The sequence below is a fragment of the Pontibacillus marinus BH030004 = DSM 16465 genome, from assembly GCF_000425225.1.
Classification (GTDB): Bacteria; Bacillota; Bacilli; order Bacillales; family BH030062; genus Pontibacillus; species Pontibacillus marinus.
Genome location: NZ_AULJ01000013.1, coordinates 24780 through 45696 on the forward strand (window position 1 = coordinate 24780; position 20917 = coordinate 45696).

Here is a 20917-nt window from a genome sequence, read left to right on the forward strand (position 1 = left end):
GCTACACTCCGCCTCTCTCTGTACGACTTTTTCTTCTAGCTAAAAAGCGTAGATCTTCAAAACGGTCAATCGATTCTTGCGGCACACGTTCTCCGACTTTTACCATTAAACAGTTGGCTGGGTGGGAAACGATCTCTGGATCATCAGTAGGTTGGGGGGATAGCCCACCGGCTCCCATCATTTTCTCCATAACTTTGCGATAGTTCCATATGTTCAATCCCGTACCTGATAGATCCCAGTGCCAATAGTATTCAGTAGAAATGATGATAAAGTTTTCCATTTCATCATCCATCATAGATACCTTTAATAACCATGAGCCGATTTTGTATCCTCTGAATTCTGAGATGACTTCAATGGCACCTAATTCGATGAGATCCTCCATTTGAAATTTTGACCAACGCTCAAGTGGGTCAGGATAGAGGAAGGTAACGTACCCAATAATGGTGTCTTCCGTTCGAGCTATAATAATACGCCCCTCATCAAAATCTGCAATTTTTTGAACTGCTTCAAACTGCTTAGGAGCTGGTCGGAATGCACGCAATCCCTCATGAAAATGGTAGTTTGCTAATTCAGTAGATGAAAGAGGTCCTTCGATTGTAATGATTCCTTTTTCTGTTTCAATTTCTTTGGAGTAATACGTTTTATGATGAATCATTTATACACCACCTTACAAGCAACCATGATTTTCTTCCTATTATACATGAAATCTTGTGAGATTTAATGGATAACGCATAAAGAAAACGTAGCGATTGCCAATTCTGTAAGTATAGCTTAACAGTTTCCTGGTATATAAAAAAAGAGGAACGATGTGTACACATCATTCCTCTTTCGAAGAGTAGCAAAAGTTATTCTTCGGTATTATCTGAGCCAGAGGAATCGGATCCGCTGTCAGTTGATCCTCCTGAGTCTTGGCCTCCACTGTCAGAGCCGGAATCGCTGTCAGATCCACTGTCAGATCCTCCGTCATTTGTTCCTCCGCTATCGTTGTTTTGATCGGTTGAACTATCATCGTTAGTAGAATCATCATTCGATCCGTCATTCGAGTCATTGTTAGAATTATCATCCGAGCCAGAGTCATTATCACTATTATCAGATGAATTATCATCATTTGAATCAGACCCTGAATTAGAATCGTTTTGACCACCATTATCGTTATCTTCTGGTTCATCTGGAGTAAAGTCACCATATACCACAGATGGAGATGATCCTGATTCCATTCCAAAGTAGTCTACCGCGCGGACGATATATACACCTCTACCAGAAATACCAATACTTGTTCCTCCAGAGCTTCCTGCTAGTTGATAAACCCCACCAGGAGCACTAGCACGATATACGCGATAACCCACGACATCTGAACTTTCAGAAGGTGACCAATTTAAAGTTCCACCACTTGCTGATATTTGAGCAGGTGCTGCAGGTGCCTGACCATCATTTGGTACTTCTTCAGTTGATGGAACGCGAATGTCTGCCCAACGCTCGTTGTTTGGTACAAGTTTACTGTAGTCTTCTAAATTGTCATAGCCTTTCTCTTTTAGCCACTCTGGGTTAAAGAATATGCCTTCATTTGTGAATTCAGCTGGTGTTGATGCTCCAGCTACGTAAGTTGTTTCACCAATTGTAACGTATTGTGATTGTATTAAACTATCGTCTTTTTTGGTCGGTGCATGCTTGGCGTAATAGATATCACTTTTTACTAATCCAAGCTGCTGACAAAGTTCTGTTGGCAATTTACCAGAAGAAGCACAGTATGAACTGCTTACGATACCACCAGGACGTTTGAAGTCTTTTTCTGGTGCCATTAGTTCTGGTCGGATTTCTGTTGCTGCATTAACAACTTTGGCCCAAAGGTTTACGTTTCGGTTACTGTAACCAAGATTACATTCATAGCATCGATTAATTGATTTAGGTGTGTCATAGCCCATCCACATCCCCATTGTTACATTAGGGTTTGTAGCGACGAACCAAGTATCATGCCAATCCTGAGAGGTACCTGTCTTTCCGGCCCAGTCCACATTTTTATTGTTCAGTTGATATTGAGCGTAAGTTGCTGTTCCGTACTCTAAAACGTCGCGCATCATATCAATTGTTAAATAAGATGTTTGAGGACTAAATACATCTTGAGTTTTGCTTTCATGCTCATAAAGGACGTCCCCGTCTGGAGACTCAATTCGTTCGATCATATAAGCGTCTACGAATTTACCCATATTACCGAATGTAGCATAAGCATTTGTGTTTTCTTCAATACTTACACCGTTTCTAGTAGCTCCAAGAGAAGCAGACAAAATGTGCTTATCTTCTTCAACTAATGATGTGAAACCCATTTTTTCTAAGAAAGAACCTGGGTTTTGATCAATAATATCAGCATAAGTTCTAGCGGCTGGAACGTTAAATGATTTGGCTAAGGCATAACGTACAGAAGTTAAACCGTGAAAACGACCTGTATAGTTTCCAGGTGTCCAAGTATCTGTACCTGCATCAAATTCTTTTTCAATATCTGCTACAACAGAGCCTGGCTGGGCTTCACCCAGTTCAATGGCTGGTGCATATACGAGAAGTGGCTTCATTGTACTTCCATTTGGACGTAATGCATCTGTTGCGTGGTTTAAGTTTTCTTTTTCATAATCACGACCACCAATAAAGCCGATAATTTTCCCTGTGCTATTTTCAAGTAGCATTCCACCGACTTGGACGGGTTCCATGATTGTTTTTTGTTCTCCGGTTTCAGGGTCTGTAACCTTTTGAGGTTTATCAGGCCCATATTGCTTATACTCTTTTGCGATCTGTTGCATCTTGTCATAGATTTCTTTATCTATTGTTGTATGAATTTTATAGCCTTCTTGACGCAAGCTTCGATCTGCAAGGATATTGTACTGTTCGCGTAAGGATTCATTTGCTTTTAAGTCTTCTTCTGTATAGCCATCTTGTTCAGCTAATTTATCGGCTAAAATCTTTGTAGCTCTCTTTTCAATTTCAATCGTTAACCACGGATACTTTTGAATAGGTGAAGGCTGAGGCTCAGCAAGATCAGCAGCTATGTTGTAATTGATTGCTTTTTCGTACTCTTCTGATGTAATCATCTCAGCTTCTTTCATACGAGATAGAACGGTTCTCATCCGTTCCATTCCTGGGGTAATCCCTTCAACACTTTTCACTTCACCATTATTTTTAAATGGTGTATAAAGGAATGGACTTTGTGGCATTCCTGCAATATAAGCAGCTTGTGCAAGGTTGAGTTCATCTGCACTTTTACCAAAAATACCTTGTGCTGCTGTTTCAACACCTGCAATGTTTCGACCTGAAGAATCTCGTCCGAATGGTACGACATTAAGGTAAGCTTCAAGTATTTCATCTTTTTCAAAGAATTTCTCTAAACGCATAGCTAATAACATTTCTTTTGCTTTACGTTCAAATGACACTTCATTTGTTAATATTTGGTTCTTGATTAACTGTTGCGTTAAAGTACTACCACCAGTTTTAACACTAGCGTTTGTGAGTTCTTGGAAGATTGCACGCATGATTGCTTTAGGTACAATACCGTTGTGCTCTCTAAAGTATGCATCTTCTGTAGCTATAACAGCATTTTTTAAATGCTTTGAAACTTGATCTAAAGTTACTTCTTCACGATATAAATCAGAGCGTATTTTACCAAAGTACTTTTCTTGTGCAAAATAGAGTTCTGTGTTTTCTTCATAGTTATAAACATCTTTCTTCATATCTTCTTCTGCACGGACTGGCTCATCTTTTACAAGTGATGCGAAATACCCTGCACCCAGCCCCCCAGCAAAGAAGATACCCACCACGCCAACAATGATGAAAAACAAGACAATGTTCCAAATGACATCATAGGTGATTCGGGATGTTTTTTGGATTTTCCCTGTTTGCCACCATTCTTTAAAGCGTGATCTATTCGAACCATTTGACTGGTTATTACTCATACTATTACCCCCTAATAATAACACTTGCCATTATACCATAATCCCCCATAAGGAGACATGATTCTACTTTCCTTTTTCATGAAGAATAATAGGTTAAATCTATTATTCTTTCATACTTTTATACCTTGTTTTTACACAATTGCTTCTCACAATCTTTAGGAGAATCTCCGCATTTTGAATATTGCTTTTCATTTTAATATGTGATATAAATATCTCACAGTATTTAAATATTGAGCGTTGAAGGGTTGCAGTAATGATTTGTTTTCTGATTTTAGAGAGCTGACGGTTGGTGAAAGTCAGTACAGAACAAATTGTGAATTACGTCCTGGAGTATCTTCTGCGAAATCAGAAGACGGTTAAAAACCGTTATTTTTTCCGAGTGGTAACAAGATTTCTTGTTACAACAAGGGTGGTACCGCGATCAAACCTCGTCCCTTTTTTATGTAGGGCGGGGTTTTTTATATGCCTTAAACCTCCTAGGATACGTTATTTGCACCATAATCTTCCTTGTTCACCTTATAAGGGAAGACGTAAATACTGTAAACACGTAATAAATATTTTTATGGAAAAATCAAAACATAGACCTATGTAAACAAGGAGTGTAATCATGGATATTTTACAAGATTTACAAGCTCGTGGTTTGTTAAACCAAACGACTGATGAAGCTGGTTTGAAAGAACATTTGGCTAATAACCAAGTCACATTATACTGTGGATTCGATCCAACAGCAGACAGCTTACACATCGGAAATTTAGTAGCCATCTTGATTTTAAAACGTTTCCAAGAGGCAGGACACCGTCCACTCGCTCTTGTTGGTGGCGGAACGGGTTTAATCGGTGACCCAAGTGGCCGTTCAAGTGAACGTCAACTTAATGATGAGGGTACTGTTCGCGAATATAGTGAGAAAATAGCTGGTCAACTTGCGAAAGTGCTTGATTTTGAAAAGGTTGGAAATGCTGCAACTGTTCGAAATAACTTAGACTGGCTTTCAGGCATGACGATGATTGAGTTCTTGCGTGATGTTGGTAAACACTTTGGAGTTAACTACATGTTAGCAAAAGATTCAGTTGAATCTCGTATTCAACACGGTATTTCATTTACTGAATTTAGTTATATGATTTTACAATCTTACGACTTCCTAAACCTTTTTCGTAAAGAAAATTGCACATTACAGATTGGTGGAAGTGATCAGTGGGGAAATATCACTGCAGGTTTAGAGTTGATTCGTCGCTCCTCAGAAGAAGGGGAAGAAGCAAAAGCTTTTGGCCTAACGGTACCGTTAATTACAAAAGCGGATGGTAGCAAATTCGGTAAAACAGCTGGAGGAGCAATTTGGTTAGATCCAGAGAAAACAACACCTTATGAATTTTACCAATTCTGGATTAACACGGATGATCGTGATGTTATTAACTTCTTGCATTACTTTACATTCTTAAGTCTTGAAGAGATTGATGAGCTTAAGAAAGAAGTTGAAAATCAGCCAGAAAAACGAGTTGCTCAACGTCGTTTAGCTGAAGAAGTAACAAAAATGGTTCATGATGAAGCCGCACTAAAACAAGCTCAAAAAATTACAGAAGCATTGTTTAGTGGAGATCTTAAAGGACTAACTGGAGAAGAGATTGAGCAAGGTTTTAAAGATGTTCCAACTCATTCTTTTTCTGAAGATGAAAAAGGCTTAATTGACCTTCTAGTGGAAGCTAAAATTTCTTCTTCTAAACGCCAAGCTCGTGAGGATATCCAGAACGGTGCGATTTATATTAATGGTGAGCGTCAACAGGATCTTAAGTACACTGTAGATGATGAGGATCGAATTGATGGCAAATTCACCATTATCCGTAGAGGGAAAAAGAAGTATTTCTTAATTCGTTATGAGTAAGATGAACTGAAGAAAAGCCGTGTGTGAATGAATCGTTCACATACGGCTTTTTTAATACTTTAGGAAGGTGGTTTATTCCATTAAATGGAAGTTATCTGGGATAACTGTTTTCGCAGAAGAGGCGGTTCCGTTCCCTTTGTGGAGTTCGGTGAGCTGGGAAACGGGCTACTTTCCCCGGACGAACGATCGAGCCTCCTCGTTCACTCTGTTCTCTGCGGGGTCTCGCTCGCCCGTTTTTCCGGAGGAGTCAGCCCGTTTCCCAGCCCACCTTAGCCGAATGGTGACTAACGGAACCGCAGCGCGTTAAGAGGAGATGCTTGCGGACATTTGTTCCGTTATTTTACCTTAAAATGATTTTTCTGAAGAGCTTACGGACATTCATTCCCCTATTTGCTTCAAATCACCTTGAAATAGCCCGATTTGTCACAAATAAGGTACCATATGTCCGTAATGAATCTCGAAATGCCCTTAAAGTTCAAAATAACGGAACAGATGTCCGTAAGGTTTAGAGCTCACAATACTAGGGTCCGTTAATTTCCATAAAGGGAAAGGGGTGAGGGAAACGGCAAACTCCCGCGGTAGAAAGGGCGGACGAGATCCCGCAGAGAGCTTGCGAACGAGGAAGCTGAAAATAAACAAGGAAGATCGACTAAACCCGCCACATCGTGTGGCAACGTCGACCTACCCCACGTCGTGTGGGGCAGCAGGAGTATTGCCGTTTCACTGAACCCCTTACTCTCTTTCCGGAAACGGACCTCCACCTCACTAGTTATCTCGAAACCAAGTCTTCAACAATAGGGGGCTTAAATTGAAGAACCAAATAAACTAAGAAGGTAAACAGATAATAGATGTAGAATAATCCAGTTAACAATAAAGGGAGGGAGAGGTTTGGACATAAATACAGAAACCATTCCAACACTTCGAACTGAACATTACTTCTTGAGAGGATTAGAGAAAAAGGATGCTGAATCTCTATATCAAATATTGAAAAATGAAACTACTATGAAATACATCACACCCCATCCTATTCAATCTCTTATTGAAATGAGAGAGAAAATCATTGATTATCTTCAAGGTTTTAAAGATGAAAAAGAAATACCTTGGGTAATTGTTCACCGAGAAAGTAACAATGTCATAGGGATTTTTCGGCTTCACAAGCTACATATGTGGCATAAGAAGGCTGAATTAGGAGCTATTATACACCCTGATTTTCAAAATAGTGGTGTTATGTCACAGGTTTTAGAACGTGCCTTAGCTTACGCCTTTAATGAAATAGGGTTAAATCGGATAGTAGGAGATATATTCTCAGGGAATGTAGCTTCTCGAGCGTTATTGAAAAAGTTTGGATTCATCAAAGAAGGTGTACTTCGACAAACAGATTTCGATGGGAAACATTTTCATAATACTGAGGTATACTCCATGTTAAAACCTGAATATGAAAAGCGGCTAAAAAACTAAAGGAAACCAAAAACACATGTGAATTCACATGTGTTTTAGTATGAGAGATTCTACTTTGATAATAATGTAAAGTCTCTCCATTCAGGGGGTAAAAGAGTTCGGTACTTCGGTTGTAAAAAACGGTCATCGATCAGTACGATAAATCCATTGTCTGTATCTGTTCGGATTAAACGGCCACCAGCTTGAAGCACTTTATTCATACCAGGATAGACATAAGCATAGTCAAACCCTTGGCCCGAGTTCTCCTGGAAGTAATCTTTAATGATATCTCGCTCATAGTTTAACTTTGGCATTCCTGTTCCTATGATGAGAACGCCGTTTAAACGGTCTCCCTTTAGATCCACACCTTCAGAAAAGACTCCACCTAGTACAGCGAAGCCAACTAACGGCTGTGTACGTCCTTCTTGGAAACGTGCCAAAAATGCTTCCCGTTCAGTATCGTTCATTTGGTTTTCCTGTAGTATCGTTTCAATGTGTTCGTATTCCATAGAAAATGCCTCATAAACCTCATTCATGTATTGATAAGATGGAAAGAATACAAGAAAGTTACCAGCATTATTAGTAAATTCACCGATAGTTTGAATAATAGGTTTTATAGATTTTTCACGATCACGGTAACGTGTTGAGGTTGGTTTCACATAGACCTCAGAGTTTTCAACAGGAAAGGGGGAAGGGATGCTTAACCGATAATCTTCATCTTTCCAGCCTAACATGTTTTGGTAATAGGGCATGGGCATAAGCGTAGCTGAAAAGTAGGTTTTTGCTCTATATCCTTTGCCCATCTTTTGAAGTAAACCTGAAGGATCGACGCAAAATAGGTTTATACGTACTTCACTTTTGTATCGTTGTAGGTACGTAATAAATGATGAATCATACAGTTTTGCGATTCGTATAAAACTTAACGTATTAAAATAAGCTTCTAAGAGTTTATCCTGATCCACTGATTGCTGAGATTGAACTAATTCTTTTTCTGCACTTTCATTAAACTGCTCAACCAATTCAATCAATGAAGAGGGCTTATGCTCACTCTTCTTTTCTGTTTCATTTTCCATCATTTCTTTTTTCATCTGAAGCATCCGGTCATTAATAGCTTTAGCGGACTCAAAAAGGTCTTCATTATGATTTTTATAGGTACGCTTTAGGTCAAGAAATTCGGATTTAAAAAGCTCAGCTGAAAACATAGAACGTGAACGGTCTACAAGGTTATGAGCTTCATCGATTAATAAAGCTGTTTTAGCTTTCGATTCGTTCCACATTCTTTTTAAAGAAACACGAGGGTCAAAAATATAATTGTAATCACAAATGATAGCATCAGCTTGATAGGAGGCATCTAGTGAAAATTCAAAAGGGCAAACTTGATGCTTTCTAGCATAAGATTCAATTACTTCACGACTTATGTTGGTTTCATGTTTGAAAAGGTCAAGTATAGCACCGTTAATTCGGTCATAATAACCATTGGCAAATTCGCAATAATCTTTTTGGCAAATGGTTTCTTCTTTAAAGCAAATTTTATCTTTTGCAGTTATAGAAACAGTGTGCATGGATAAACCTTCACGAGCCATTAAAGAGAATGTTTCTTCTGCAGTTTGTCTTGTAGTTGTTTTGGCGGTTAAATAGTAGATCTGCTCTAAGTGTCCTTCACCTATTGCTTTAACAGATGGAAATAGGGTAGAGATTGTTTTTCCTGTACCAGTTGGTGCATTGGCAAATAGATTTGTTTTGTCTTGAATGGTTTTGTAGACAGCTCCGGCAAGTTTTCGTTGTCCCTTACGAAATTCAGGAAATGGGAAGGGGAGTGCTTGTGTACTCTCGTTTCGTTTCTTTTTATGTTCTAACATTAACTTGGCATAGGGTGAATACTCGTGGATGATCCATTCAACATAAGGGTGCAATTCACTTAATGAAACAGCTTCTTTGAATCGCTTCTTTTCTTTAGACTGATTCTGAATATATGTGAGCTGTATGGTGATATCCTGCTGATCATGCTCAAGTAAATACATAAAAGCATAAAATTTTACTTGTGCCCAATGAACTGGGGAGTGATTATGGTCAATATCACTTATGTTGAGAGAAGTGGACTTTATTTCGTCTATTATAGTAGCTTCACCTTCTGTTAATACCCCATCACATCGACCATCCACTGTGTAGGTTATCCCATTAAAGTCTATGTTTGTTTTGAGATAGACTTCTTTTTGGTCATCTTCTTTATAATCATTTTGGATTTCTTGATGAAGCCGAGTCCCTTCATGCATAGAGGTTGCAGTTTTTAAACCAGTATCTATTGATCCACTTCGATAAACATACTCGACTAGAGACCTTACAGAAATATGTATGTGTTGCTCCATGTTATCACCAATCTTTTTTCAAACGTATGTTCTGTTAGTATATCATGTTTAAGGGGATCATGTTATTGGAGAGAGTTTTGTAATAAAATTAAATAATAAAAAAACCTGATCTGTAAACAGACCAGGTTTTTCTGAAGCATATTAACGAGAGTAGTACTCAACGATAAGCGCTTCGTTGATTTCAGAAGGCATTTCAGAACGTTCAGGGAAACGTACATAAGAACCTTCAAGCTTTTCTTCGTCGAAAGAAAGGTATTCTGGTACGAAGTTGTTCACTTCTACAGCGTCCTTGATGATGTCAAGGTTAGCTGATTTTTCACGAACACCGATTGTTTGACCAGGCTTAACGCGGTAAGATGGGATGTCTACGCGACCACCATCTACAACGATGTGACCATGGTTAACAAGTTGGCGAGCTTGACGACGAGTGCGTGCAAGACCCATGCGGTAAACGACGTTGTCTAGGCGAGATTCTAATAGTGTTAAGAAGTTCTCACCATGAACACCTTTCATTTTACCTGCTTCATCGAACATGCTACGGAATTGACGTTCGTTGATTCCGAACATGAAACGAAGCTTTTGCTTCTCTTGAAGCTGCATGCCATATTCTGAAAGTTTTTTACGCTGGTTAGGACCATGTTGTCCTGGAGCGTAAGGGCGTTTTTCTAATTCTTTCCCAGTACCTGTTAAGGAAATACCGAGACGACGAGATTTTTTCCAAGTGGAACCTGTGAAACGTGCCATTGGGTCATCTCTCCTTTATCTATTTTATTTGCATAAAATAAAAACAGAGTGTACCGATCTCGCAGACCATTTTGTTTTTCATGTATCTTCGCCCCAGCAGCAGAGGGTTACGCAATACACCTCTATATGAGGAACAAACTAGTGCAACGGTGGTTCACCTAAGCTGCCTTTTATTTTACACAAAGGCTATTATAAGTTTTTTATATGAATAAGTCAAGAAAACTTAAGAATGAATTATATTATGATTGCAAAAGAGGGTAGAGGTTTATAGAAGAAATTAGAATAGAGTATGAATATGATTTTTATAATCAAAGTAACTTATATCATGATATAATGTGCATTATATCAATATCAAGATAATGAAGAGAATATTTTAAAGAAAGTTTTTGGTACAAAAGGCTTATGAACAACATATTTATAAAGTTTTAAATACCTAAATAGGGGAAAACAAAAAAATCGCGGATCATATATTAGATTAAACTTTTTTAAAAAAATAAGTCAAAATGATTAGGAAATTAAGACTATTACCGATATAATAATGAGAAAACCTATTATAATGTAAAACTCCATGGGAGATAAGGTGATGTATGGATGATTACGAATAACTTTCAACCTCAAATTTATAGCGATCTCAAAGTTCGATTCTATGATCTGTTCACATCTAAATCAAATCGATCATTTGAACAATTTCTTGATGAAATGACAGTAGAAATGACAAAAATCCTTTGTCCTTCTGAAATTGGAATTTACATTTATGATGAATGGGAAGACAAGTTTCATTTAAAGTCAAATGCAACCCCTGATTCACATCGCATAAAACGATCTCCATTTACTCTCTCTGAATGGGTAGAATTCAAAGGTGAGAATAGACTTTGGGATACAGAAATACTAAATGGTTACCAATTAAGAAATGACAATAATGATCATTCAAATTTTGTTATCCCTTTAAAGGTAGAAAATCGTGTCTTTGGTTTTCTATTTCTAGCTTTTTCTGATTTCACTTTTACAAAAGAATTCTGTACTGACCTTCAGGCTATAGGGTTTGAAGTGTTAAAAGTTTTGATGAAAATGGAAAGCTATTATAGAACGTTAGATGAAGAGAAAAAGTACGAATTATTATTTCGGGTAACATCAAAATTTCATTCTTCTATGAATATGGATGATGTTCTTGCTGAAATCATAGATACACTTCGGGAGGTGTATCCGAAATTTGAATACTACCTGTTATTATCCCATGATTATTCCACTAAACGTGATTTGCCAATAAAAGAGTTAATGTATGATCAAGATATTACGAGTAAGGCTAGTGCTCAGGCTTATCTAACTGGGCAAATTCAATTCGAGGATCGTATGGACCAGAGAAAATCCTGTTTATATGCACCATTAAAAGGCAAGCAAGGAGTTTATGGGGTCTTACAAGTTATTGCGCCAAACTCCATGTTATTCCCTGATGATGATATAGAATTTATAACACTATTAGCCAATACTGCTGGGAATGCTTTGGAAAATGCGAGATTGTACCAACAATCGAAGCGTTTAATCTCGGATCTTCAGCTAATAAATGAAACTTCACATAAGCTTAATTCAAATTTACGTTTATCTGAAACCATAACCTATATGGCAGATCAAATTAAACACTCTTTCGATGCAAAAGAAGTTGGATTTGTTCTGTTTAAAGATGAGGAAGTTACTTCATATCAAATACTAGAAGAAAGTACTGAATATTTTCATACAGCTGAAGCTGAGCAATTTATACATCACCTCAATGACAGGTTAAGTAATCATCAAGATGCCTTATTTATCGGAGATTTTTCTGTTAAAAACCCAAATTTGAAGTGTGATTATCAATCTGTAATGGCGATCCCGATGATTCAAAGAGGAACAGTAAAAGGTGTCGTAATTGTCCTTCATCCTACACCTTATTTCTTTTCCTTTGAAACATTTAAGTTGTTACAGTCGCTTGTCCATCATTCAACATTAGCATTTGCGAACTCTATGTTAAGAGAGGAATTAGAGCAACTTGTTCGTACGGATTACTTAACGAAACTTTATTCTAGAAAGTACCTAGATGAAACGATTAGTGATTCCATTAGTCAAGGAACTTATGGTGTATTTATGATTGTTGATATAGATAACTTTAAACAAATCAATGATCGGTATGGTCATCAAGTTGGCGACCAAGTTATTGTCCAAGTAGGTGACTTGTTGAATGAAACGATTGGTTCAGCGGGAATTGTTGCTCGTTGGGGAGGCGAAGAATTAGCTATATATTTACCTAGGCATTCGTTAGAACAAGCTTTTGCAATAGCTGAAGGTTTAAGAACAACAATCGAATCTTCTACAAATCCAACGGTAACGATTTCTTGTGGTGTTTCTTATTGGCGTGGTAATCAAGATAACTTGAAAGATTATTTTATACGTGCAGATAAAGCGCTATATGAAGCGAAAGAAGCAGGGAAAAACCAGGTTCGCCATGAAGGGGAAATGGGTTGTATTCAATACTAAATCATACAAAAGCCATGGAGTTGATTCCATGGCTTTTGTTATTAAAGATATTTTGATGTTAATTCTGCAAATTGGTTTAAATATTTTTCGTCTACTTCATCAAAACGATTTTTAATAGGGCTATCAATATCTAATACCCCAAATAGTTCTCCGTTTACATACATTGGTACGACAACTTCAGATTGGCTAGCTGCATCACATGCGATATGCCCAGGGAATTGATGAACATCTGCAACAACTTGTGTTTTACCTTCAGCTATAGCAGTTCCACAAACACCTTTTCCAGATGGGATACGTACGCATGCAGGTAGTCCCTGGAAAGGTCCAAGTACCAATTCATCTTGCTTCCAAATATAAAATCCAACCCAGTTAACTTGGTCTAAGAATTGATTGAGCAAAGAAGAGGCATTAGAAAGGTTAGCAATCTGATCCTTTTCATCCTCTAAAAGAGATTTTAATTGTTTTAAAAGAAATTCATAATTTTGTTCTTTTGTGCCATTATACTGCTCGACATGAAACATCAGTAATCCTCCTCAGTAGTCATAAATATATTAGGTTCTGATTCTTTCGACAGATTCAGCTCGGAAAGTGACGAGAGAATGTTGCAGGAATCCCCCTCTCTAAGGCGAAATCAGTCTAATAGGAGGGGGATTTTGATGAGAAATGCTTCAACGAAACAGAAAGTGATGGATGCATCTGGATATTTGTTTTTTACTAAAGGTTACCATGGCACTTCTGTACGTGATATCGCAGGCAGAGCCAAAGTGAATGTCTCGTTGATTAGTTATCACTTTAAAAATAAGCAAGGCCTGCTTGAATTTTTAATGGTAGAGTACTTTGAACCTTATATTGAGCTTTTAGAAGAATATGCTCAAAAAGAGGATTCAAAAGAATCATTTTATCAATTAATAGAGCTCATTATACAGTATAAAAAGAAGCACTATCAATTTACATGTTTCGTTCACCGTGAACTAACACTCGATAACGTCCTGGTCCGTGAAATGATGGTGACGTATTTGGCTAAGGAAAAATATATTCTCTATCGTTTGTTTAAACAATGTTTACATGGTTCAGGGATAAAAGGTACTCAGCTCCAATATTTATTCCTCCAATTTAAAGGAATGCTTATGACGCCTTTTATGATGCCTTATGATATGAGAGATCAGAACGTATTGGATCACTCAGATAATTATTTTTCAGAACAATATTCCCAAACCATTATTCGATGGTTTGATCACTTAATAGAAAGTCATAAAATTTCTTATAAGAAAGAGGGGATTATTTAACATAATGTTCTAGGTGCTCGTAACCTTTTCCTAAGTCCTCTGCTTTATGGGCATCAGAACCGTACACTAAATTGATCCCCTTATTCTTAGCTTTAGCTATCACACTGTCTGGCGGATAACTGTCAAGGCAGTATGGTTTACGTAACCCGGCACTATTCACATCCAAGGAATAGTTTTGCTCGTTCACTTTATCTAGTATATGGTCTATCTCCTGCTGAAAGGAAGTAGTAGCCGGGTATTGCTTTTTAAACTTTTGGACTAGTGTCATGTGTCCGATACGTTCAGGTTTATAAGTTCCTAAGTCAGCCGATATTGATTTTAAAACTGTCTCGAAATATCGCTTATAAACAGCATCCACCGAACCCAGGCATTGTACAAGCTCCTTAAAAGCTTCTACCCCATAATCCATACATACATAATCCTCGCTAGCCTTTAAAAAATGAACAGAAAGGATACTGTCTGTTAACATAGGTCCATAGGTATTCAAAAATTCCCTAATTTCTCCTTCATATCCCTCAATATAATCTACTTCCAAACCGATATGAACATTAATATCCTTTTTGTACGTTTCTTTTATATCCTGAATTGCTTTAATGTAAGATTCCATGTCCTTTAATGAGATCGCACTATCCTTTGTAGGTACTGGATCATGAAAATTTTTTGGTAATGGAGCATGCTCTGTAAAGCTAATTGAATGATAATCTAAAAAAATGGCGTTTTCAACGTATTGTTTTAGGGTATCGCGTGTTCCATGAGGGCAAAACGGTGTGTGGACGTGCCCGTCTATAATCATCATTTATTCGCTCCTTGTAGAAAAAAATGACATTTACTTAATAATTTTGAAAAATTTTAGCCAAATAGGCTGTATACATGGTATCATAAAGGCAATATCTCTACATAACTAGACTCGATTTGACATTTTAGAGGATTGCGGTTGTTCGATTAGGTTATGTCAAAGGTAATCCTATCACTATATTCGGATGATTTCGGTTACTTTTGCATCCTGATTGAACTTAAAATTTAATTTGAAAGACTTTGCTGTTAGGAGGCTTTTTATGGGGTACGTCATCGCTGTCATACTCACTTTGATTGTATTTATTATTTATGGTTTGTTGTTGAGGAAAAAAGTATATGATGCTGTCGACCGACTAGAAAGCTGGAAAATGCAGATAACCAATCGGCCGGTTACAGAAGAACTGGCTAAAATTAAAAATTTGAACCTTTCAGGTGAGACACAAGAAAAATTTGAATCTTGGCGTGAAGAGTGGGATGATATTTTAGCCAAACAGCTACCGGACCTTGAGGAAGGATTGTTTGATGCAGAGGAATATGCTGATAAATATCGATTCCGATCTGCCAAAAAAGTTACCAATGAGGTTGAAGAGAGACTTCAATCTATTGAAAACTCTATCAATGGTATGTTTGATGAAGTAGACACCCTATTACACTCTGAAGAAAATAGTAGAAAAGACATTGAAGCTCTACAGCCTAACATTAAAGAGTTTAGAAAAAAGCTTTTACAACAGCGACATCGATACGGCAAGGCAGAAGTTCGATTTGAAATGCAGATTGATGAACTTGAAGAATTGATGCTTAAATATTATCAACTGGTCGAGCAAGGAGATTATTTCGAAGCTCAATCGGTTGTTCAAGAAACCAAGGAAAAAATGGAACAACTTGAAGAAAAACTAGAAGAATTCCCAGCACTTTATAAAGCGTGCCACCAAGAGCTTCCATCAGAGTTGGATGACCTACAAGCTGGAATACGCCAGATGAAAGAAGATGGTTACCATATTGAACTCTTTGGGTTTGATAAAGAGATTCAAAATTATCAAGAGGAGCTTTTAGGGTTTGTTTCATCTCTTGAGAAAGCTGAACTGGATAATGTGAAATCACGTGTTCCAGAGATTGAAGAACGAATCCAAGAGATTTATAGCGAGTTGGAAAAGGAAGCTATTGCAAAGAACTATATTGATCATCATCAACCACAATTATACAAACAATTACAAACGACTAAAGAAGACATGAAAGAAACAAAAAATGAACTTGAACGACTACAAGATACATATCAACTAGAAGATAAAGACCTTGAAATGCATATGAGTTTGGAGAAATGGTTAAGCCTCTTAACCAAACACTTTGATGAGTTGAAGACGAATATGGAAAAAGAAGAAACAGCTCATTCTTCTATCCGTTCTGATTTAGAAAACTGGGAAACACAGTTAGCAGAATTAGTCGACCAACATGAACAATTTAAAGAACGTCTTTACAACTTGAGAAAAGGTGAACGAGAAGCCTCAGATCACATAAACGAAATGAAAAAAGAGCTTCTAACTGTTCACCGTAAACTACAAAAAAGTAATTTGCCTGGAGTTCCTGTATACATTAGAGATGTATTGCAAGCAGCAACTGAAGCCTTAGCTAAAGTGGAAGAACACTTAGATTGTCAGCCACTGGATATGGCTAAAGTACATGAATCACTTGATCACGCTAAAAAAGAAGCAAGTAAAGCAAAAGAGCAAACAGAGCTACTATTAGACCAAGCTCATATGGCGGAGCAAGTCATTCAATATGCCAATAGGTATCGCAGTAAAGACCCATTCTTAGCTGCTAAATTAGCTGAATCAGAAGGTGCATTTCGTTCATATGAATATGATGTGGCACTAGAACAAGCATCAGCAGCCTTGGAGAATGTGGAACCAGGGGCACTACAGCGAATTGAGAGCAACATGAAAACCCCCGTTGGATAGGTGATGTTATGCAAAAGAGATTGTTAATTAGTTTAACTGTTATATCAGGGCTTGTTTGGTCATCGGTTATATTGTTGTTCTTTTTCCCAGGTGATCAATTGAAAGCTACGTCACATATAAGTCGTGCGGAGGTTACAGTAGAAACAAAAGCTCCTCAAGATTATGGGATGTTAGTTGAGCATTTAGCAGAAATCCGTTCGCCTCAAGTTCTTCCACACAACAGTAAGATTACTGTTAGTGGTGGAATAACGCGTGAATGGGTGAATGAAATGGGAAAAGATAAATTCTCTATTGATGATTTATTAGCTTCTATAGAACAAGAACAGAAACCCCCTCTCGATTCCAAGAAGGAATAAGAGAGGGTTTTTTGTTTATTTAGCCTCTCTTTCTTATTCCGCTATAGCCTCCTTATATTGAAGACTTGGATTCGAGATAGAGTGCGTATGGTTCCGTTGCTATGTGAAGAGCGGCGGGCTGTGGAACGGGTTGCTTTCCTGCGGACGAACTATCGAGCCTCCTCATCCGCTACGCTCCTTGCGGGGTCTCGCTAGCCCGTTTTTCCGCTGGAGTCAACCCGTTCCACAGCCCACCTTTGCCGAATGGTGAATAACGGAACCGCCGTAATTCTGGGATGAGGTGGTCGGATTCCTGGTAGTGTAACACTATCATGCCAGGGTTCTGAGCAACTTCTCTGAATCTGATATCCAATCAATATGAGTTGAGAAAGTCCAAATTATGGTCCGTTAATCTTCATAATCGCGTGGAGGGAAGGAAACGGCAAACTGTCGTGGTAACAAAGGGAAGACGAGACCCCGCAGGCACGAGGAGGCTCGGCTTTTCTTCCACAACAGGCTTGCCGTTTCACTGACCGGAACAAATCACACAACAGCAACGGACTCCTCTCAGTTTCAAGTCTTCCACAATCCTGCCATTTAACGGAATAACTCCCAATAGCTATACCTTTTGATTATTTAAGGAATTGGTTTGATATAATAAAGATCATAGATGGATTTGTTTTCTATTCTGGATCCATATTAAAAGAGAGGTCATCTCTCTACTGAGATATATTTAAAAAGTAATCAAGTTGTGATACGATATTGGAATGCAAATGATAATAAAGGGGTTCGGGCGATATGATTTATTTTGATAATAGTGCAACGACGAAGCCTTTTCCCGAAGCGTTAAAAAGTTTTCAACAGGTTTCCGAACGTTATTATGCAAATCCATCTTCCATTCATAGTTTTGGAAGTGAAACTGAAAAGCTTTTGCTTCAATCCAAGAAGCAGGCAGCTCAGCTTCTAAATGTGAATCAAGAAGAGATCATATTTACATCTGGTGGAACTGAAGGAAATAACTTAGCGATTAAAGGAATTGCTCTTCAGCACCAGAATCGAGGCAAACACATTATTACGACAACAATTGAACATCCATCTGTATTGGAAGCATGTCGTTCATTAGAAAGTTTAGGTTTTGAAGTTACGTACCTTCCCGTTGACGAAGAAGGAAGATTACGTGTCGAGGAAGTTAAGAATGCAATCCGAAACGATACCATTTTGTTAAGTGTCATGCATGTCAATAATGAGCTAGGGACTGTCCAACCTATAGAAGAAATAGGTCGTATTGCAAGTCATTATCCTAAAATGTTTTTCCATGTGGATCACGTACAAGGATTAGGTAAACTTCCGCTTGATTTCCATAGCTCCCACATTGACTTATGTACGATGTCGAGTCATAAAATACATGGATTAAAAGGAGCAGGGATGTTATTTGTAAAGCGAAACACCTCCTTGTTTCCGTTGCTCCATGGAGGTAGCCAAGAGGCTTCTTACAGAGCAGGGACTGAAAATCTAGCTGGTATTGTGGCAATGGTTAAGGCCTTACGAATGATTTTAGATAAACAACAAAGTCAGTACAGACATCTTGAAAACTTAAATAAACAGTTAAGAGATTGTCTTAAGGATCTTCCTCAGGTCATGATAAATTCACCAGAGGATAGTGCTCCTCACATCTTGAATTTTTCAGTGCCAGGTTATAAACCTGAAGTTGTGATTCATGCTCTTGGAGAAAAAGGCATTTATATATCAACCAAGTCCGCTTGTTCTTCTAAAAATGCGGATGAAAGTGCTGTATTATCTGCATGTGGACATCAGTTTAAACGATCTTCATCTGCACTAAGAGTTAGTTTATCTTATGATAGTACAAAAGAAGAAGCGAAAACCTTTTGTGAGGCGTTTAAAGACGTCATGAATCAATTAAGTGAAGTAATGGGGTAGATAACATGAACTATGATCATATATTAATCCGGTACGGTGAAATGTCGTTAAAAGGGAAAAACTTGAAGCACTTCGTAGCTCGTTTGTATGAGAACGTTAAAATGAAGCTCGCTAATTTTTCCAACATCCAAATTAAACGTAATCGAAGTCGTATGTACATTTTGCTAAATGGAGAAGATCCTGAGCCAATCATGGAACAGCTTAAAGATGTATTTGGGATACAATCCTTCAGTTTAGCAATAAAATCTGAAAGTGAAGAAGAACAAATTAAAGAAGCGGTTATGTTTGCTTTAACAGAGCCAGAAGATGTGAAAACATTTAAAGTTTCAGTAAGACGTGTAGACAAAGACTTTCCTATTGGTTCTCAAGATATGAACCGTGTTCTTGGTGGACATCTTTTATCGAATACAGAAGGATATTCTGTAGATGTTCATAATCCAGATATTGAGCTTCAAGTTGAAATTCGTAAAGATGGAACTTATATTACATCTAAAAAAATTCCGGGAGCTGGTGGCTTACCAGTAGGTACTTCCGGGAAGAGCTTATTACTGCTTTCTGGAGGTATCGACAGTCCGGTAGCTGGATTCTTGTCAATGAAGCGAGGTGTTGAAATGGAAGCGATCCATTTCCATTCCCCGCCTTATACAAGTGAACGATCTAAACAAAAAGTAATGGACCTTGCAAAGCAACTCACTCGTTTTGGTCATAAGCTACGTGTTCATGTGGTTCCATTTACAAAGCTGCAACAAACGATTTATCGTGAAATTCCTGAAGGATACGGCATGACTGTAATGCGTCGTTTAATGATGAAGATCAGTGAACGTGTTGCTGAAAAAGAAGGCATCCTATCCTTTACGACTGGAGAGAGTCTTGGTCAAGTAGCTAGTCAAACCATGGAGAGTATGAATACGATTAACGAAGTAACCAATTATCCAATAATTCGTCCACTGGTATCAATGGACAAGCTTGAGATTATTGATATTTCAAAACGTATTGATACGTATGATATTTCCATTCGTCCATATGAAGATTGTTGTACAGTATTCGTGCCAAGTCAGCCAAAAACACGCCCAACCCGTGAGAAGATTAATGAATTAGAGGCGAAAGTTGACTTCTCTGAGGAGTTAGAAGAAACGCTTGAATCCATTGAAGTCATCGAGTTCACAGAAGAAGCAGAGCAAGAAGATGAGTTCTCAGATCTTTTATAATGACTAAGATTTCATGAACTACCAATAACTGAATGGATTATTTTCGGTTTGTTACACATGCTAGGTAACAAGGAGGTGAGTTCATCATGGCAAACAACAACTCTAACCAACTTGTAGTACCTGGTGTACAACAAGCTTTAGATCAAATGAAAACTGAAATTGCACAAGAATTCGGTGTTCAACTTGGTCCAGATTCAACGTCTCGCCAAAACGGCTCTGTTGGCGGTGAAATCACCAAGCGTTTAGTTCAAGCTGCTGAACAGCAGTATAACGGTCAACAACAATAATGAATAATATGGTAAGAGGGTAGTGAGTTAGCTCACTACCCTTTTTTAACTTTAAGACTGGATTTATTCAATTATATGGCAGTTATGTTGAAGACTTGAAACTGAGAGGAGTCCGTTGCTTTTGTGTAATTTGTTCCGGTCAGTGAAACGGCAAGCCTGTTGTGGAAGAAAAGCCGAGCCTCCTCGTGCCTGCGGGGTCTCGTCTTCCCTTTGTTACCACGACAGTTTGCCGTTTCCTTCCCTCCACGCG

The 20917-nt window shown here is 38.0% G+C and carries 15 protein-coding genes and 1 other annotated feature; of the genes, 9 read left to right on the top strand and 6 right to left on the bottom strand.

Going from position 1 to position 20917, the window contains the following annotated elements:
• Position 1: 1 nt before the first annotated feature.
• Both H514_RS0103265 and H514_RS22430 read right to left on the bottom strand, forming a co-directional pair.
• The gene (locus H514_RS0103265) at positions 2 to 655 is read right to left on the bottom strand and encodes a GNAT family N-acetyltransferase (RefSeq protein WP_027445653.1); all 654 of its coding nucleotides are present in this window, start codon (positions 653 to 655) and stop codon (positions 2 to 4) included.
• A 190-nt stretch (positions 656 to 845) separates the two neighbouring features.
• Positions 846 to 3935, bottom strand: a complete 3090-nt coding sequence (locus H514_RS22430) for a transglycosylase domain-containing protein (RefSeq protein WP_081672920.1) — start codon at positions 3933 to 3935, stop codon at positions 846 to 848.
• A gap of 228 nt (positions 3936 to 4163) precedes the next feature.
• Positions 4164 to 4374, top strand: a binding site (T-box leader).
• Between the two features lie 168 nt (positions 4375 to 4542).
• Here H514_RS22430 and tyrS point away from each other — a divergent pair.
• Together tyrS and H514_RS0103285 are read left to right on the top strand one after the other, a co-directional pair.
• Positions 4543 to 5811, top strand: coding sequence for a tyrosine--tRNA ligase (gene tyrS / locus H514_RS0103275; protein ID WP_027445654.1), 1269 nt, complete (start codon positions 4543 to 4545; stop codon positions 5809 to 5811).
• An 888-nt stretch (positions 5812 to 6699) separates the two neighbouring features.
• Positions 6700 to 7269, top strand: coding sequence for a GNAT family N-acetyltransferase (locus H514_RS0103285; protein ID WP_051255015.1), 570 nt, complete (start codon positions 6700 to 6702; stop codon positions 7267 to 7269).
• A gap of 50 nt (positions 7270 to 7319) precedes the next feature.
• On the opposite strand, the gene H514_RS0103290 is transcribed toward H514_RS0103285, so the two are convergent.
• Both H514_RS0103290 and rpsD read right to left on the bottom strand, forming a co-directional pair.
• A complete protein-coding gene (locus tag H514_RS0103290) occupies positions 7320 to 9614 on the bottom strand; it encodes an ATP-dependent DNA helicase (RefSeq protein WP_027445657.1) in 2295 nt (764 codons plus the stop codon).
• Between the two features lie 141 nt (positions 9615 to 9755).
• Complete coding sequence (gene rpsD / locus H514_RS0103295; RefSeq protein WP_027445658.1) at positions 9756 to 10358, bottom strand: 30S ribosomal protein S4; 603 nt, start codon at positions 10356 to 10358, stop codon at positions 9756 to 9758.
• A 591-nt stretch (positions 10359 to 10949) separates the two neighbouring features.
• Between rpsD and H514_RS0103300 the strand changes: the two genes are divergently transcribed.
• Complete coding sequence (locus H514_RS0103300) at positions 10950 to 12863, top strand: sensor domain-containing diguanylate cyclase (protein ID WP_036843084.1); 1914 nt, start codon at positions 10950 to 10952, stop codon at positions 12861 to 12863.
• Between the two features lie 41 nt (positions 12864 to 12904).
• On the opposite strand, the gene H514_RS0103305 is transcribed toward H514_RS0103300, so the two are convergent.
• Positions 12905 to 13384 carry a GAF domain-containing protein gene (locus tag H514_RS0103305; RefSeq protein WP_027445660.1) on the bottom strand — a complete coding sequence of 160 codons (480 nt, stop codon included), beginning with the start codon at positions 13382 to 13384 and terminating at the stop codon, positions 12905 to 12907.
• Positions 13385 to 13519: 135 nt separating this feature from the next.
• Here H514_RS0103305 and refZ point away from each other — a divergent pair, with 135 nt between their 5' ends.
• Entirely contained in the window at positions 13520 to 14149 is a 630-nt protein-coding gene (gene refZ, locus H514_RS0103310) for a forespore capture DNA-binding protein RefZ (protein WP_036843082.1), read from the top strand.
• On the opposite strand, the gene hisJ is transcribed toward refZ, so the two are convergent.
• Positions 14142 to 14945, bottom strand: coding sequence for a histidinol-phosphatase HisJ (gene hisJ, locus H514_RS0103315; RefSeq protein WP_324604027.1), 804 nt, complete (start codon positions 14943 to 14945; stop codon positions 14142 to 14144). The two genes, refZ and hisJ, sit on opposite strands and share 8 nt — an antisense overlap.
• 259 nt (positions 14946 to 15204) lie before the next feature.
• On the opposite strand from hisJ, the gene ezrA reads away from it, so the two are divergent.
• From ezrA to H514_RS0103340, 5 genes are all read left to right on the top strand, one after another.
• A complete protein-coding gene (ezrA, locus tag H514_RS0103320; RefSeq protein ID WP_027445663.1) occupies positions 15205 to 16899 on the top strand; it encodes a septation ring formation regulator EzrA in 1695 nt (564 codons plus the stop codon).
• Between the two features lie 8 nt (positions 16900 to 16907).
• Complete coding sequence (locus H514_RS0103325) at positions 16908 to 17255, top strand: hypothetical protein (RefSeq protein ID WP_027445664.1); 348 nt, start codon at positions 16908 to 16910, stop codon at positions 17253 to 17255.
• Positions 17256 to 18032: 777 nt separating this feature from the next.
• On the top strand, positions 18033 to 19172 hold the full coding sequence (locus H514_RS0103330) for a cysteine desulfurase family protein (RefSeq protein WP_027445665.1): 1140 nt from the start codon (positions 18033 to 18035) through the stop codon (positions 19170 to 19172).
• Positions 19173 to 19177: 5 nt separating this feature from the next.
• Positions 19178 to 20380: a tRNA uracil 4-sulfurtransferase ThiI gene (thiI, locus tag H514_RS0103335; protein ID WP_027445666.1), complete on the top strand. Its 1203-nt coding sequence runs from the start codon at positions 19178 to 19180 to the stop codon at positions 20378 to 20380.
• An 86-nt stretch (positions 20381 to 20466) separates the two neighbouring features.
• Entirely contained in the window at positions 20467 to 20667 is a 201-nt protein-coding gene (locus H514_RS0103340; protein WP_027445667.1) for an alpha/beta-type small acid-soluble spore protein, read from the top strand.
• Positions 20668 to 20917: the final 250 nt, after the last annotated feature.

Excerpts from the sequence above, each read along its gene's own strand:
- H514_RS0103340 (WP_027445667.1), top strand. The coding sequence starts at position 20,467 with ATGGCAAACAACAACTCTAACCAACTTGTAGTACCTGGTGTACAACAA.
- H514_RS0103325 (WP_027445664.1), top strand. The coding sequence starts at position 16,908 with ATGCAAAAGAGATTGTTAATTAGTTTAACTGTTATATCAGGGCTTGTT.
- H514_RS0103305 (WP_027445660.1), bottom strand. The coding sequence starts at position 13,384 with ATGTTTCATGTCGAGCAGTATAATGGCACAAAAGAACAAAATTATGAA.
- H514_RS0103265 (WP_027445653.1), bottom strand. The coding sequence starts at position 655 with ATGATTCATCATAAAACGTATTACTCCAAAGAAATTGAAACAGAAAAA.
- refZ (WP_036843082.1), top strand. The coding sequence starts at position 13,520 with ATGAGAAATGCTTCAACGAAACAGAAAGTGATGGATGCATCTGGATAT.
- H514_RS0103290 (WP_027445657.1), bottom strand. The coding sequence starts at position 9,614 with ATGGAGCAACACATACATATTTCTGTAAGGTCTCTAGTCGAGTATGTT.
- H514_RS22430 (WP_081672920.1), bottom strand. The coding sequence starts at position 3,935 with ATGAGTAATAACCAGTCAAATGGTTCGAATAGATCACGCTTTAAAGAA.
- tyrS (WP_027445654.1), top strand. The coding sequence starts at position 4,543 with ATGGATATTTTACAAGATTTACAAGCTCGTGGTTTGTTAAACCAAACG.
- hisJ (WP_324604027.1), bottom strand. The coding sequence starts at position 14,945 with ATGATGATTATAGACGGGCACGTCCACACACCGTTTTGCCCTCATGGA.
- H514_RS0103330 (WP_027445665.1), top strand. The coding sequence starts at position 18,033 with ATGATTTATTTTGATAATAGTGCAACGACGAAGCCTTTTCCCGAAGCG.
- H514_RS0103300 (WP_036843084.1), top strand. The coding sequence starts at position 10,950 with ATGATTACGAATAACTTTCAACCTCAAATTTATAGCGATCTCAAAGTT.
- ezrA (WP_027445663.1), top strand. The coding sequence starts at position 15,205 with ATGGGGTACGTCATCGCTGTCATACTCACTTTGATTGTATTTATTATT.
- thiI (WP_027445666.1), top strand. The coding sequence starts at position 19,178 with ATGAACTATGATCATATATTAATCCGGTACGGTGAAATGTCGTTAAAA.
- rpsD (WP_027445658.1), bottom strand. The coding sequence starts at position 10,358 with ATGGCACGTTTCACAGGTTCCACTTGGAAAAAATCTCGTCGTCTCGGT.